The organism is Ktedonobacter sp. SOSP1-85, from assembly GCF_016587415.1.
In the GTDB taxonomy this organism is placed as follows: Bacteria; Chloroflexota; Ktedonobacteria; order Ktedonobacterales; family Ktedonobacteraceae; genus Ktedonobacter.
Window position 1 is genome coordinate 1 of record NZ_BNJI01000003.1, and the last position, 13,588, is coordinate 13,588.

The 13,588-nt window shown below is 54.8% G+C and carries 14 protein-coding genes and 2 pseudogenes; 8 read left to right on the forward strand and 8 right to left on the reverse strand.

Annotated elements, in window-relative coordinates:
• From KTE_RS37920 to KTE_RS37935, 5 genes and pseudogenes are all read right to left on the reverse strand, one after another.
• Positions 1–338: pseudogene (locus KTE_RS37920) on the reverse strand (flavin reductase family protein); the annotation flags it as partial.
• 713 nt (positions 339–1,051) lie between these two features.
• Entirely contained in the window at positions 1,052–2,302 is a 1,251-nt protein-coding gene (locus KTE_RS37925) for a multidrug effflux MFS transporter (RefSeq protein ID WP_201391130.1), read from the reverse strand.
• Between the two features lie 40 nt (positions 2,303–2,342).
• Entirely contained in the window at positions 2,343–3,275 is a 933-nt protein-coding gene (locus tag KTE_RS37930; RefSeq protein ID WP_201391132.1) for an NADP-dependent oxidoreductase, read from the reverse strand.
• 24 nt (positions 3,276–3,299) lie between these two features.
• Complete coding sequence (locus tag KTE_RS50145) at positions 3,300–3,482, reverse strand: DUF6022 family protein (RefSeq protein WP_374226864.1); 183 nt, start codon at positions 3,480–3,482, stop codon at positions 3,300–3,302.
• Positions 3,483–4,062: 580 nt separating this feature from the next.
• A complete protein-coding gene (locus KTE_RS37935) occupies positions 4,063–4,476 on the reverse strand; it encodes a nitroreductase family deazaflavin-dependent oxidoreductase (protein WP_201391134.1) in 414 nt (137 codons plus the stop codon).
• Positions 4,477–4,761: 285 nt separating this feature from the next.
• Between KTE_RS37935 and KTE_RS37940 the strand changes: the two genes are divergently transcribed.
• On the forward strand, positions 4,762–5,226 hold the full coding sequence (locus KTE_RS37940) for a helix-turn-helix domain-containing protein (protein WP_236600897.1): 465 nt from the start codon (positions 4,762–4,764) through the stop codon (positions 5,224–5,226).
• A gap of 185 nt (positions 5,227–5,411) precedes the next feature.
• Here KTE_RS37940 and KTE_RS37945 read toward each other — a convergent pair whose 3' ends face one another.
• A complete protein-coding gene (locus KTE_RS37945) occupies positions 5,412–5,879 on the reverse strand; it encodes a hypothetical protein (protein WP_201391136.1) in 468 nt (155 codons plus the stop codon).
• A gap of 286 nt (positions 5,880–6,165) precedes the next feature.
• On the opposite strand from KTE_RS37945, the gene KTE_RS37950 reads away from it, so the two are divergent.
• From KTE_RS37950 to KTE_RS37970, 5 genes are all read left to right on the forward strand, one after another.
• A complete protein-coding gene (locus KTE_RS37950; RefSeq protein WP_201391139.1) occupies positions 6,166–6,636 on the forward strand; it encodes a MarR family winged helix-turn-helix transcriptional regulator in 471 nt (156 codons plus the stop codon).
• Between the two features lie 175 nt (positions 6,637–6,811).
• On the forward strand, positions 6,812–7,813 hold the full coding sequence (locus tag KTE_RS37955) for a nitrilase-related carbon-nitrogen hydrolase (RefSeq protein WP_201391141.1): 1,002 nt from the start codon (positions 6,812–6,814) through the stop codon (positions 7,811–7,813).
• Positions 7,814–8,140: 327 nt separating this feature from the next.
• A complete protein-coding gene (locus KTE_RS37960; protein WP_201391143.1) occupies positions 8,141–8,287 on the forward strand; it encodes a hypothetical protein in 147 nt (48 codons plus the stop codon).
• A gap of 112 nt (positions 8,288–8,399) precedes the next feature.
• Entirely contained in the window at positions 8,400–8,786 is a 387-nt protein-coding gene (locus KTE_RS37965; protein ID WP_201391144.1) for an SDR family oxidoreductase, read from the forward strand.
• Between the two features lie 28 nt (positions 8,787–8,814).
• Complete coding sequence (locus KTE_RS37970; RefSeq protein ID WP_374226881.1) at positions 8,815–9,570, forward strand: SDR family NAD(P)-dependent oxidoreductase; 756 nt, start codon at positions 8,815–8,817, stop codon at positions 9,568–9,570.
• Positions 9,571–9,805: 235 nt separating this feature from the next.
• Here KTE_RS37970 and KTE_RS37975 read toward each other — a convergent pair whose 3' ends face one another.
• Positions 9,806–9,964, reverse strand: coding sequence for a hypothetical protein (locus KTE_RS37975; protein WP_201391148.1), 159 nt, complete (start codon positions 9,962–9,964; stop codon positions 9,806–9,808).
• 222 nt (positions 9,965–10,186) lie between these two features.
• Here KTE_RS37975 and KTE_RS48280 point away from each other — a divergent pair.
• Positions 10,187–11,434 (forward strand): annotated as a pseudogene (locus KTE_RS48280) (MFS transporter); the annotation flags it as partial.
• Between the two features lie 260 nt (positions 11,435–11,694).
• A complete protein-coding gene (locus KTE_RS37980; protein WP_236601047.1) occupies positions 11,695–11,772 on the forward strand; it encodes a hypothetical protein in 78 nt (25 codons plus the stop codon).
• A 395-nt stretch (positions 11,773–12,167) separates the two neighbouring features.
• On the opposite strand, the gene KTE_RS37985 is transcribed toward KTE_RS37980, so the two are convergent.
• On the reverse strand, positions 12,168–13,514 hold the full coding sequence (locus KTE_RS37985) for a transposase (RefSeq protein ID WP_201391150.1): 1,347 nt from the start codon (positions 13,512–13,514) through the stop codon (positions 12,168–12,170).
• Between the last annotated feature and the right edge of the window lie 74 nt (positions 13,515–13,588).

A 13,588-nucleotide genomic window follows, 5' to 3' on the forward strand; every position in this document is an offset into this window, starting at 1 on the left:
GGGAGAGGGGTTAGCCCTGAGACGCCAAATGTATCTGGCTCGTAGAGATAGCCTATTTTCTCCTTATATTCGGGTACAGGATTACGCCCGGTAGTGAGCGCCAGCCGGTCAACAGCGCCGACAAGGTCCGATGAAGGAAGATTGAGCACCCCCTGGCGCTCGCGGAGAAGATTCTCTATCGTTTGCGATCTACCGCTCATTCCTAGCATACACGATTGGTTCAGCCACCACGCCGAGGACATCGGGGCAAGATTGAGCGATCCATCCTTATTCCGGGTACGTATGAGGACGACAGGAGTTCCGAAGTAGAGAATTTTCGGTTCAATCACTTTATGCATAAATCGCTCCATTTGTATCATATGCTTTTGGTCCTTTCTCAAGGGAGCCACTCGCCACTATCTTACGCTTTGAAGCGAGAAATGTCTGGCAGATTTCAGCCATGGTCATTTACGATGCCTATTCCTCATGAGTCAGTGTCAGCATAAACCTCCTCTCAGGTGAGACAGACTGTGCTTTGGTCAGCTTCTACCTTACCTCAAGAGAATTTCACATCTCATTCTTTCCCAAAAATTGTACAAAGCCGAGTTGAGGTGCTCATACCAACCCACTCCAGAGGTCCCTTCACCAAACCCCAGGCACGCATTCCACCGACCATCACCTGGACTGTTCTTCACCCACTCCCATCCCTGAGAACGAAGACGTATTCCTGCTCTCACCTCAAGAAATCTATTACAATGATGGGTATTGTCAACTTAATTGAAATTGTAGAGCTTATAGAAGAGAAACAGGCCTCAAAGTGGGGATTGCGCCCTTTTTCTTGCCTTGGTTGCTCGAGAATTCTGGTTGATGTGGCATCGAAGTGGTGAAAGCTCATCAACGAAATTTTTTAAGTTGACAATACCAGTTATATGGTACATTCGCTTCTTCTCCAGAGTGCAGGGAGAAGAAAACAATGACGCTGTTGTTGGAAGAAGCGTTGTCTCCATCGGCCCATCTGGAGAGAAGGCAACCTACCGCATCTGTGGAGTGCGACAGAGAACAAGAAAGGTGATCAGCGCAGCGAGACCGAACAGGGCAATGGCGGCCCCATCGGGATGGCGGTTGCTGTTCCAATGAGACCCACGAGTGATGCCAGGACTGCCCCAACGGTGAACTGCACCATCCCTAGCAACCCAGACGCACTTCCGGCCGTCCGGGCATCAGTCGCAGCGAGCGCCAGTGCCGTCGCATTCGGCACGATCAAACCCAGGTTGGCGACGAACACGAACAGAAGCGGCAGCACTCCGACAAGGCCGATTCCTGCCAGTAGTATTCCCAGTAAGGCCAGGCCCACCAGGGCGAGGACCATAACTCCCCTGGCCAGGAGCTTCTGCGGCGGCCTCCTCTTCACCAGCCTCGCGTTCACTTGACTCATGCCAGCGAGACCGAGGGCATTGAGGCCGAACACCAGGCCGTATATCTGGGGCGAGAGGCCGTAGATATTCTCCAGGACGAAAGGAGACACGGAAATGTAGACCATCGCCGCCGCAAAAGCGAAGCTGCTGGAAAGCGCGTAGCCCATGAAGCGCGGGTTCGTCAGCAGCGCGCACACCGCTTGCCAGGTGGCGGAAATGCCACTCTTCTGGCGGCGGGATGGCTCCAGCGTTTCGCCGATCCCGAACGCAGAGGCCAGAAACGCCAGACCCCCAAGGAGAGCCAGGGCGACAAAGATCCCGCGCCAAGAGGTAAATGTCAGCAGCTGGGCGCCAAGCGTGGGCGCGATGATGGGAGCGAGAAAGTTCACCGTCATCAACAGAGAGATGCAGCGTGCCAGAGCGCTATCAGCATACAGATCACGGGCAATGGCAAGGGCAATCACGATCCCGGCAGCCCCGGCAAACCCTTGCACAAAACGCAGCACGGCCAGAATAGTGATGGTAGGTGCGACCAGACACAGCAGAGACATGAGTACGTAGAGAGCGATGCCCAGGAGCAGAGGCCGACGTCGCCCCCAGGCATCGCTGAGCGGCCCAATGATGATCTGGCCGAAAGCTAGACCGAGAATACAGGCGGTCAGCGTAATCTGCGCCAGCGACATGGTGGCGCCGAGGTCGTGGCTCACAGCGGGAAGAGAGGGCAGGTACATATCCGTCGATAGCGGGGCAAAGGCCGCCAATCCGCCCAGAATGAGTACGTGCCTCATCCTAATTCGCGTCGATCCCTGCTTACTCTCTGTCGTCTCCTGGTCGATTTCCGCAGGCAGAGAAGGAAGGATTGCTTCCTGATTGCTGGATGGTGTAAATGAACGTTTCTTGATAGGCATCTTCTTTTCTCTCTCTCTTTGCTTGAGATACCTCGTGCTGTCAATCGATTTGTAGCACAATCCTGCCACGCCCATGACCGCTCCGACTGTACTCATGGGCCTGTTGCACATCACTGAGGGGAAACGTCTTCCCAGCCGTCACTTTGAGATGGCCTTCATTGATCAATTGTGTCAACATCTGTAAGGGAACGCTTGCTGCTCCCCGGCTCATCATCGCGCGAACGCCGCGCGCCTGCGCTTCTTCCTGCGGCGGTGGCTCGACAATCGAGATCAGCGTTCCCCCTTGTCGGAGTGCGGCCAGCGAACTGCTGAGGGCCTTTCCCCCGACTCCATCCAACACCACATCCACATCCTGGGCTATATCCTCAACGGAGGTTGTCGTGTAATTCACGACCGCGTCAGCACCAAGCCCATGCACGAAATCGAGATTCGCAGTGGAGGTCGTGCCGATCACCTGTGCGCCCTTCCATTTCGCCAACTGGACCGCGAACAGACCCACCCCACCCGCAGCCCCTTGAATCAACACCCGCTGACCAGCGGTCAGGCCGCCGTGATCAAATAGCGCTCGCCAGGCCGTTGTCGCGCCAACCGGGATGGTGGCGGCTTCAGCAAAACTTACCGTCTGCGGCTTGAGCGCGAGAGCTTCTACAGGGATCGTGATGTACTCGGCATAGGCTCCTTCGCGGGTCTGCGCTAGAACGGCTTGTCCCCTCTTGAATGCCGTCACACCGGGACCAACCTCTTCAATCACGCCCGCCACCTCAATACCAGGGGTATAGGGGAACGTCACCGGCATCCATGCTTTCGTCAAGCCCTGACGGATTTTCCAGTCGATTGGATTCACGCCAGCCGCGTAGACCCGCAGCAACACTTCGCCCATCTGCGGCTCTGGACGTGCCTTCTCTTCAAGCTTGAGCACTTCAGGTCCACCATAGCTATGGATGTGAATCACTCGCATGGTTTGTGTTGACATCGTCGTTCTTTTCTCCTCTTTTCTTTAGTATTCTTGCAAGCCGGGTATTTCGGATTTCTCGATCATCTGCGTGATGATCGTCTGATTGGTCAGTGCAGACGCCAACACGACTGGCCAACGAGGAATCCGGAATCCAGTATGGTCATGGAAGAGGCATGTGACCAGTGTTCCCAGGAAATCTCTCCATTCTCTTGTAGTCAGGAGCACTGGCTACAACGTGGGTTCCTACAATACAGGAAGATCTATCTACTTCATGAGCAGAAACACCGCAATTGTAAAAGGCCTCTGAGGAACAACGGAACGGATGTGCATGACAAGGGAATGAAGTGTCTTAGGAAGCGGGTTGACAGAGAGCATGTCGAGCGACAATGCACTCCTATCACTCAAAAAGGAACATGGTATCCTCCTACTCAAGCCACTTGTAGAGCCGAAGCAGGAGAGAGCCAATCCCTTAACGTGCACATCCGTTCCATTCTTCCTCAGAGGCCTAATTGGGCTTCTTCTAGCCGTTCCACTCTCAACTGTTGGAATGTTTTTCGCGTTTCTCTGAGTCCTTTTCTCTCCGGTATCCTCCTTGCGAGAGCAACCTACCTTGAAGAGCAATGAAGAACCTGGCATCTCTTAGAGCACAGAAACAGTTCTGATGAAGGAGGATAAGCTCTCTTTGATAAAAGAGGTTTTTCCTCCTTTATGACTATTTTCCAATCTCCATGTCAGTTATATGGTACATCGTATCTTTTCGCAAAAAACGCTGACAGGCCAATAACCAAATATTGGCTCTTTACTATTATTTCTCGCGCTCAAGCAGAAAAACGGGGATCTCGCGGGACGTCATCTTCTGCAATTCGTCATATTCAGTAAACACCTTGGCCGCCTCCGCGAATGCCTGGGCTCGCTCATCGTCACTTAGCAATCTGGCCCTGGCAGAAAACTTCTCGTTTCCAACCTCAACCGTGACATCGGGATGAGCCAGTAGATTGTGATACCACAAAGGATGCTTAGGCGAGCCACCCTTGGAAGCGACCGCAAGATAGTTATCGCCATAAGGGATAGATATTAACGGATTAATACGTTCCTGACCTGATTTAGCCCCCCTCGTTGTAAGAAGAATCAAAGGCACCCAACCTGTTACCTTACCACCATTCGCGCGAAATTCCTCAATAACGTTTCGATTCATCTCCAAAATCTCAGTATCATTCATTTTCTAACAGCTCCTTGTATATGGCCTCTGAGGCACAACGGAAATGAAGTGGCTTAGGATGCGGGTTGACAGAGAGCATGTCGAGCGACAATGCACGCCTCTCACTCAAAAGGGAACATGGTATCCTCTTACTCAAGCCACGTGCAGAGCCGAAGCAGGAGAGAAGCCAATCCCTTAACGTGCACATCCGTTCCATTATTCCCCTGAGGCCATGGATGGTATGTTTTTGAAGCGGGGCAAGCTCATCGCCTAAACACGCGTTCAGTCTAAAGCAAATATTACCACTTGACAAGTACGCACTTTTTGGTAATAATTAGAAAAACAGGAAAAAAATATCCATTGAGTTGGAAGAAAGTCATGACCATACAAGAAGCAATGAACAACGAGAAAAAAGCCCAGCCGTTTTCGGCTCAGTGCCCATCGCGAGACATCTTGGAACTCATTGGAGGGAAATGGTCTCTCTTGATCCTCTGTTTGCTCAAGTCAGGGCCAATGCGCACCAATCTGATGATGCGCTCCATCCAGGGAATTTCGCAGAAAATGCTGACACAGACGTTACGCGACCTAAAGCGTGCTGGTTTGGTTGAACGCAGAAGTTATTCAGAAGTACCGCCGCGTGTGGAATACAGCTTGACTCCTTTAGGGGCAACGTTGAGTGGGGTGGTACTCCAACTTGAGCACTGGGTTGTTGACCACTATGAACAAGTTGCTGCAGCTCAAGCTCTCTTCGATACACGCCAATCTGAATGAGGGGGCCTTTAGAGAGCCATGCTCTTTTAAGAAGAAGCATGTCAAGGAAAGTTTGCCATTCAGCCGAAAAAAAAGGATTCATCCTCATCAAGAGGTCAGAGGCTATAGGAATTACAAAGAGAGAAGGGGCAAGCCAAAGAGCAGATTTCCTCTGGCTTGCTCCTTCTCTCTCCTTGCCGACCAGGTCACGACTCCCCAACGGGTTCGGCTTGCCCCCAGGGAAAAGCGGTCGGCTCCTCGGCAATGTGGACCATCTCTGTAATGGGTTCAGGCTTTCGGTTGAAGGAAGGCTTGATCTCCAGACGCTCATGATGGGCATTGATCTCATCCTCATGCGTCTCGAGATAGGCGTTAATAGCTTCCTTGCGACCACCAACCAGTTTCTGGATCGCCAGAGTCGTAATATACCAGCGCTCTAACGGACGGTGTGCCTCGTTCCATTGCGTTAAGGTATACACCGCACGACGATAGCGCTCATTGCCCGCTTCAGGTGCCTTCATCCCTGCGAGCTTGGAGGTCAGCATGGCGGCATAGCGTTCGCTGTCATGTCGTCTCGCCTGGCTGCGCGATGACGTGCTTCTGGGGGAGAAGAAGATTGGGGAAAAAGAAAGCCTTTGATGAACAAGATATTCCTGAACGCAGATACCTGGCACACCACCTTCCCACATCGCGTTGTACCACTTCCAGATGAATGGCTTCCTGGACTTCTTCTCCGTTGTGATGACGCTAACCAGTGGGTGAGCCGGACAACATTTGTTTATCTCCTTCGTTCTCTTGAGAAGGGAGGAGCAAGGTTCTCGATGGATCTTTCACTTGGGGTATGTCATCCTCGCGACGAACTCAAGGCGCAGCGCAGTGTCAGGCCTTGACAGTATGTTGTATATACACTATACTAGAGACCAGGATGAATGTTGTAGATACACTATACTGGAGACCAGGATGATGAGCACTGAGATTAAGATGGCCGATACCGGCGTGGTTGACGAGATCACTCGCACTTGCTTGCTGACGCGCACGCGCCGCATATCGCGCATCATCACCAACATGTATGATCAGGCCCTTCGGCCTTACGGCGTCAATGCTCCGCAGTTCTCGTTGCTCGTGCTCATTGCGAGGCTTGGAGGAGCAAGTCGCGCTGAGATCGGACGTGCCAACTACCAGGAGCGCTCGACCCTGACACGCAATCTCGCGCTTCTCCTGGCGGAGGGATGGGTCGAGGAAATGGTTTCTGAAGAGGGCGGTCGGAGCCGTCCACTTGTCCTCTCGCAGGCCGGTAGGAACTTACTGGTTTCGGCGGTACCTGCGTGGCGAGCAGCGCAGGTGAAAGCCAAACAGGCGCTCGGCGAGGAAGGCGTGGCTGCCATCGTCGGCGTGACCGACAGCATCCCGCTCGGCGAACTCGTGGAGTAAGTGGCCTATAGTGTTGTATATGCAATATATATATCATAGCAAATGTTGTATATACAGCACATAGAGTAGTAGCGAATGCCATCATGTCAACCTCATGGAGTAAGTGGCCCATAATGTTGTATCTACAATATATATCATGGTGAATTCCGTAACATCAACCTGAAAGGAACATATAATGAACATCATCGTGAAAGCCGCCGCCGTGCAGATCAGCCCCGTGCTGTACAGCCGGCAGGGGACCGTCGAGAAGGTCGTGAAGAAGATCCGTGAGCTGGGCAAACAGGGCGTCCAGTTCGCGACCTTCCCCGAGACCGTCATTCCCTACTACCCCTATTTCACCTTCGTGCAGTCACCGTACGACATGCTGTTAGGAAAGGAGCATCAGCGTCTACTCGAAGAGTCAGTCACGGTCCCGTCTGCCGAGACCCATGCGATCGGCGAGGCCGCAAAGGAGGCGAACATGGTCGTCTCGATCGGCATCAATGAGCGCGATGGTGGCTCGATCTACAATACACAACTGCTCTTCGACGCGGATGGGACGCTGATCCAGCGCCGCCGCAAGATCACGCCAACCTATAATGAGCGGATAGTCTGGGGCCAGGGCGACGGCTCGGGCCTGCGCGCCGTCGAGAGCGCCGTCGGGCGCATCGGACAGCTCGCCTGCTGGGAGCACTTCCAGCCGCTCGCGCGTTACGCGCTCATTGCCGATGGCGAGCAGATCCACTCGGCGATGTATCCCGGATCGTTCGCTGGCCCGCGGTTCGCGGAGAAGATGGAAGTGAGCATCCGCCAGCACGCCCTCGAATCCGCTTGCTTTGTTGTCAACGCGACGGCGTGGCTCGATGCCGATCAGCAGGCAAGACTCATGAAGGATACGGGATGTGCTATCGAGCCGATTTCCGGTGGCTGCTTCACCGCCATTGTGAACCCGGAAGGCCAGATCATCGGCGAGCCTCTCACAGCTGGGGAAGGTGAAGTGATTGCCGATCTGGACTTCGCTCTCATCGACTCCCGCAAGAGACTCATGGACGCGCGCGGTCACTACAGCCGCCCCGAACTGCTCAGCCTGCTGATCGATCGGACGCCCGCGTCACACGTCCATGAGCGCACCGCGCACCCGAAGGCTGAGGCCTTGCGCGCGGCTGTCAACGAGGAGAGGACCGTCGAGGTCCTGTAATCCCGCCGTTCGTCCAGCCGGCCACCTGCCGCATCGCGTTCTCCGTACAAGGAACGAGGCATAAGCAGGCTCTTTTCACCGGACTCGAGGAGGGTACTGCCTGAGGCGCGAAATGGGACGTCTCGGGTACTGATTTGCTCGGCCGGTGTCAGTATACTCAGTCTTGTCGGATGCGCTCCATGCGAGTCCAGCGTGACAGAGGGGGCGCTTGACCTACCTCCTTACAGGCCCTCCCTCTTGACATGCTGTCTCTCTCAGAGCACAGCAGAAGTGCAGGTGGACAGCGAGGAGACAGCGTGTTACAGCCTTCTTAAGAAAAAGAAAAGGATGATGAGTCACATCAACAAAATTCTTGATCGCCGCCGCTTTTTGGGGACTGCTGCCATGACGCTTGCCGCTACGCAGTTGAGCATGATCGCTGGTCCGGAACTCTTCAGCGAAGAAGTCCGCGCGGGCTTCAGATCCCTGCGCTGAGCGGGGGACGACGGGCACAATGTGTGCCCGTCGTCCTGCACCACAGAAGACACGAGGCACTTGTTGGCCGATCGGTCAACGATCTCAGTGACTGGTTGGTCGAGACACATCCATGTTTCGTCAGAAGCACACGGAGGCGAACGTTGTGATTCCAGGGGCAACCTCTCCATCGATCTGGTCTCGCCTGGCACCTCCTCCTGAAGCGTTGACCCAGGTGGAACAAAGCGTCGTCAGCAGTATTCCCTTGGAACGTTTCGGCACAACCGACGAGGTCTCAACGGCTGTGTTGTTCCTCGCTTCCGACGATGCAGCACCTATCCAGGCAGCCGAAATCGTCGTCAACGGTGGAATGACTGGCGCACTGTCCGGTGTACCAATGTATCGCAAGGAGACATACATGAACAGAAAGACGATTAATACGAATGAGGTCTCAAAATTAAGAACCAGTATGCATGCTATCGTCTTTCAGCGTCTCGCCTCAAGACAGCTTGAAAAATAAAAAGAGCAGAATGGAGCAGAAGAACATGATGACAAAGACACTGAGCGGGAAGGTAGCCCTGGTCACTGGTGGGTCGCGTGGGATTGGGGCAGCAACGGCGCGTGCACTCGCCGAGTCAGGCGCGGATGTTGCGATCAGCTATACCGATACGAAGTCGGCCACGAAGGCAGAGGTCGTTGCCAGTGAGATCAGAGAGCAAGGGGTACGTGCACTCGCCTTTCGAGCAGATCAGGCTGATTCGGTTCAGGTCACTGAGTTGATCGAGCAGGTGGTCGAGCATTTCGGGCACCTTGATATCCTGGTCAATAACGCTGGGATCCTCTTATTTGGGAGTGTAAACGATCCAGAGAGAGATGAGGCGAGCTTTGCTCGATTGATGGCGGTGAACCTGGCTGGAGTGGCAACGGCGGTGCGCGCGGCGGCACAGGTCATGAGCGAGGGGGGACGCATCATCTCGGTCGGTTCCTGGTTTGCCTCCCGAGTGGGAACCCCTGGCTTGGCTGACTATAGTGCGACGAAGGCGGCTCTTCTGGGGTATACCAAGGGGTGGGCGCGGGATCTCGGACCACGAGGAATTACCGCCAATGTGGTGCAACCTGGCGCGATCGACACCGACATGAACCCGGCTGATGGTCCTTTCTCACGCAGCGTGATACCAACCATCGCCCTTGGTCGCTACGGTCGGCCCGAGGAGATCGCGGCAGCCATCGTCTTTCTCGCCAGTCCAGCGGCATCCTACATCACCGGTACATCGCTGACGATCGATGGGGGACTGCTAGCGTAAAGGAGCGTGTAGGGACTGTGGAGGACCGGAGGACATGAATACGGTATCGTCATCCTTCTTGACTCCAGTCACAGACAGACAGTTGGAAATCGGCCACATTCGCGCTTTCCGTTCAGCGCCCATGCACGAAACCGCTTCGTGGTAGGGTCGCTTGGGGCGAGGTGGGCGCCTGCCACGGAGGGCGGTGATAGGTTGGGCGGGGCTGGGTCTGGAGCCGAGGATGAAGGGTCACCCTTCATCCTCGGCTCCAGACCCGATGTCTACCCAGCCTGTTCAATGGTCGGTTAGTCCGCTGCGTCAGCGCATGCTCGAAGACATGTCCATGCGTGGCCGAGTCTGGCGTGCAGCCTTCGACCATCAATTGCTCGGTATCGGCGCTGCGCTTCTTCTTCACGGTAACGCTCGACCATCTGGACCTGCCACGGCGCCTCGTGCTGGTGCTACACAGCAACGGACGAGCACCAGGGCATCACCACCCTGGTTTGAACCTCACAGAGAGAGGTCCATTCCCCTCTCATACACAAAGCAACTCTGGCTGCAAAGCCGCCGGCGCTCAACCTGCTGATGCAAGCGCGTCGGATCAGCGCACGTCAGAGAAAATCATCTGGAGACTTCCATGAAACAACGACCCCCATCCAAATGGCTGACCCTGTTCGCCGCCTGTTTTGGGCTGCTGATGCTCTATATCGATCTCTTTATTGTCAATGTAGCCTTGCCGACCATTGGGCAGGATTTTCATACCCCGCTGAGCACGGTCTCCTGGACCATTTCCGGCTATGTGCTCATGATTGGCGTGTTGCCGATGGGGATCGGTCGCCTCGGCGATCTGTGGGGACAGCGGGCGGTCTATTTGGCGGGGCTCGCGATCTTCACCGGCGCCTCTCTGGCCTGTGGCCTGGCACCGACCATTGTCGTCTTGATTATCTTTCGCATTATCCAGGGCATTGGAGCGGCGATCATGACGCCCGGCACGCTCGCGATCATCATTCGCGCCTTCCCTCCGCATGAGCATGGTCTGGCGATTGGCCTCTATGGAGGCATCTCCGGTCTGGGGCTCATTGCCGGTCCGGTCCTCGGCGGATTGCTGGTGCAAGGGGAGAGCTGGCGCTGGATCTTCTTCGTGAATCTTCCTCTCGGCATCCTCGCCCTCATTGTGACCGTGCTCTTTGTCCCGGCAGAACACGAGGAGAGCGAGAGCATACCCGTGGATTGGCTAGGCTTGTTGCTTCTCTCCAGCGGCCTGCTCTTCCTGCTCTTTGGCTTGACGCAGGCAGGCGATGAGGGGTGGACAAACAGGGTGGTCATAGGAAGTGGCCTGCTCGGGGTCGTTCTGTTGGTGCTCTTCGTCATCACCGAACGGCGAGTCCGCTGGCCGCTCATTGACCTGGCGTTGTTTCGCAACCTTCCGTTCGTCATGGGTTGCTTGAGTTTCTTCTTCTTCTCAGCCGCCCTCTTTGGATCGCAACCGTATTGGAGCCTGTTCCTGCAAAACACCTGGGGATTCTCCCCGCTGCAGGGTGGCCTGGCTTTTTTACCCGCGACTGGCCTGATTGTCGTACTCACCCCGCTGACCGGAATCCTCGCGCAGCGAGCCAAAGCATGGCGAGATGTCTTCCTGATCCTGGCGTTATTGCTGAATGGGCTCAGCTTTCTCTTTGTGATGGTGGCGCTCTCGCTCCAGAGCACCTATGTGAATGGATTGCTGCCAGCGTTTCTCATGCGTGGTCTGGCGATTCCTGTGTTTTCGTCATGTGCCACCCTCACCGTCATGAGTGCCGTTCCCAAGAAGTTGTCAGGGCTCGCATCCGGCACGATCGGAATGGCTCGCAATATCGGCACAGCCTTTGGGGTTGCAATCCTGAGCCAGGTCTATCTCTTCCATATCAATACCACCATTCCCGCGTCTCTTGTCGCCAGCCGGGCAGCCGCTGCTCAGTTTCGTGTCCTCGGTCAGGGGGCAAGTCGCCTCGTGCTCGAAAACAGTATTGTTCAGGGCTTTAAACTAATCGCGCTTGCCTGCCTCCTCCTCTGCTGCGGGGCAGCGATCCTGGTCTTTCTCGTGCGCGCCCAGGCACGCAAAAAAGGGATCACCACACCTACCCAGGAACAGGAGCCGCGGCAGCCATCGTCTTTCTCGCCAGTCCAGCGGCGTCCTACATCACTGGTACATCGCTGACAATCGATGGAGGACTGCTGGCGTAATCGAGACTGCGGGGGAATATTCTCGGGAAAATGACTCGCATTCGCCCTTTGTTCTGATCAAGGGATCTTTCCAAGGAAAACTCCGGGGAAAATGACGCCGATTAGAAGTGCCACTGTAGTGAGTTTCTCGAGTTTCTCAACGAGCGTCACATCACATTTGAGCAGGCTGCCCATGACCGACAAGTGGGCGCCAGTGATCACAATGCTCGCGAGACGCCTAAATTTGCCGAAAGTATTGCACGTGCAGCAGTGCTCATAGTTAGCGAGAAAGAAAGAAGGGAAATCATGTCGTTCTCAGATCACCTGTCCCCACGGGAGGCTGCGCGTGCATTTACTCTTGAGCTAATGGCCCTTAAGCGTCATTTTGACGACCAGATACCTGGACTTTGCACATTTTAAGCTGAGGAACACACCACATCAGCGAGACGGACAAGATCTGAGCGTGGGAGTAAAATGACATCAGGGTTTTCGGGCGATGTCAAATAACTGAAATTGTTCCAAAGGTGCCGTCGTACGGCAGCCAACACATCAATAAAGGTAGCTTGCTGTTTGCGATACCATGCTGTCTGCTGACAGGGGATATCTCCTTCGGGATAGAGCTTTTGACCCATGAGTGTGACAAGGCTGTAGAGTCCAAGCAAACAAGGAGTCGTTCGCTCTATAGCCTGATCAGACCACTGCCGCTGGGTCTGCACCCCTAAATGGGCTCGCGTTTCTTCAAAGGTCACTTCAACGGGCCAACGCTTCATAAAGTCCAGGATAATGGCGAGACCAGATTGCTGTTGATCGGTCGAAAAATACGCTCGGGCATCTCGCTCTCCCTGTGGATCACGGGTGAGGACCCAGCGGATAGGGAGAGGGACTTGTCCTCCACGGTACCACAGTGCCGTTCCACTACACCATTCGATCTGCTGTTGGCCTCGCCCATACCACTTGACCCAAGATCGGTGCCAGGTGGTCCGTGGATCATCGAGCACCTGATCAAGTTGCAGCAAGCGTTGTCCAATCAGACGAGGGCGTCCCATTTGGCGTGGTTGACGTGCTGGAGGTGGTGTGTAGAGACACGCATCAAAGCGCAGTGGAGCGATGAGTGTGATCTGTTGCTTCCGGCAGACTGTTCCCAACTCCACCACACTGTAGGCTCCATCGCCGACGAGCTTGATAGCGCGACCGGGAAGCCATCGGCGTACCAATTTCACGAGTTGTTTTGTCCAATCTGGAACGGTTTTATGCCGGCGTCCCAAGCGCGCATCTCTCTCTTCAGAGGTCAACAAAACGCAAAGAAAAGGAAGTGCCCAAGACCTCTTCGTCCAAGGAGGCGTCACGATGAGCATCAGACAGAGCCACTTCAAGCCACGGCTGATTTTCCTGTGCTTTTGTGAGGAACGAACCGGGTCATGATAGTAGGCGCACTTGGCAATATGTGGTCCCCATCGTCGTTCCAGCATTTCGTCAACGACCAACTCAACCGTTGCTCCTGGCTGGACAAATGTCTGGACGAGGAGCACCAACAGCAGACGACTGAGCTGAAGCGAAGACCAACGAGCGCGACTGAGAACGTGATGGAAGCGATTAAAATGTCTTTCCTCTTGCAATCCCATCGCTCGGAGAGCCGCTGCGACGGTTCTGCGTCCATGGGTGAGAAGGGCTCCTTCGACCAACAACACCGCCTTTCGCCAAGTTGGCTGACTAAAAGCCGATTGGAATGGAGCAAGCAGTAGAGCAAGAGGATGCGACCTCACGAGCAAAAACCTCCTTTTCTTGTGAAAAGAACGAACACGTTCTTTAGTATTGTACCGGAAGAGGTCAAAAAGGC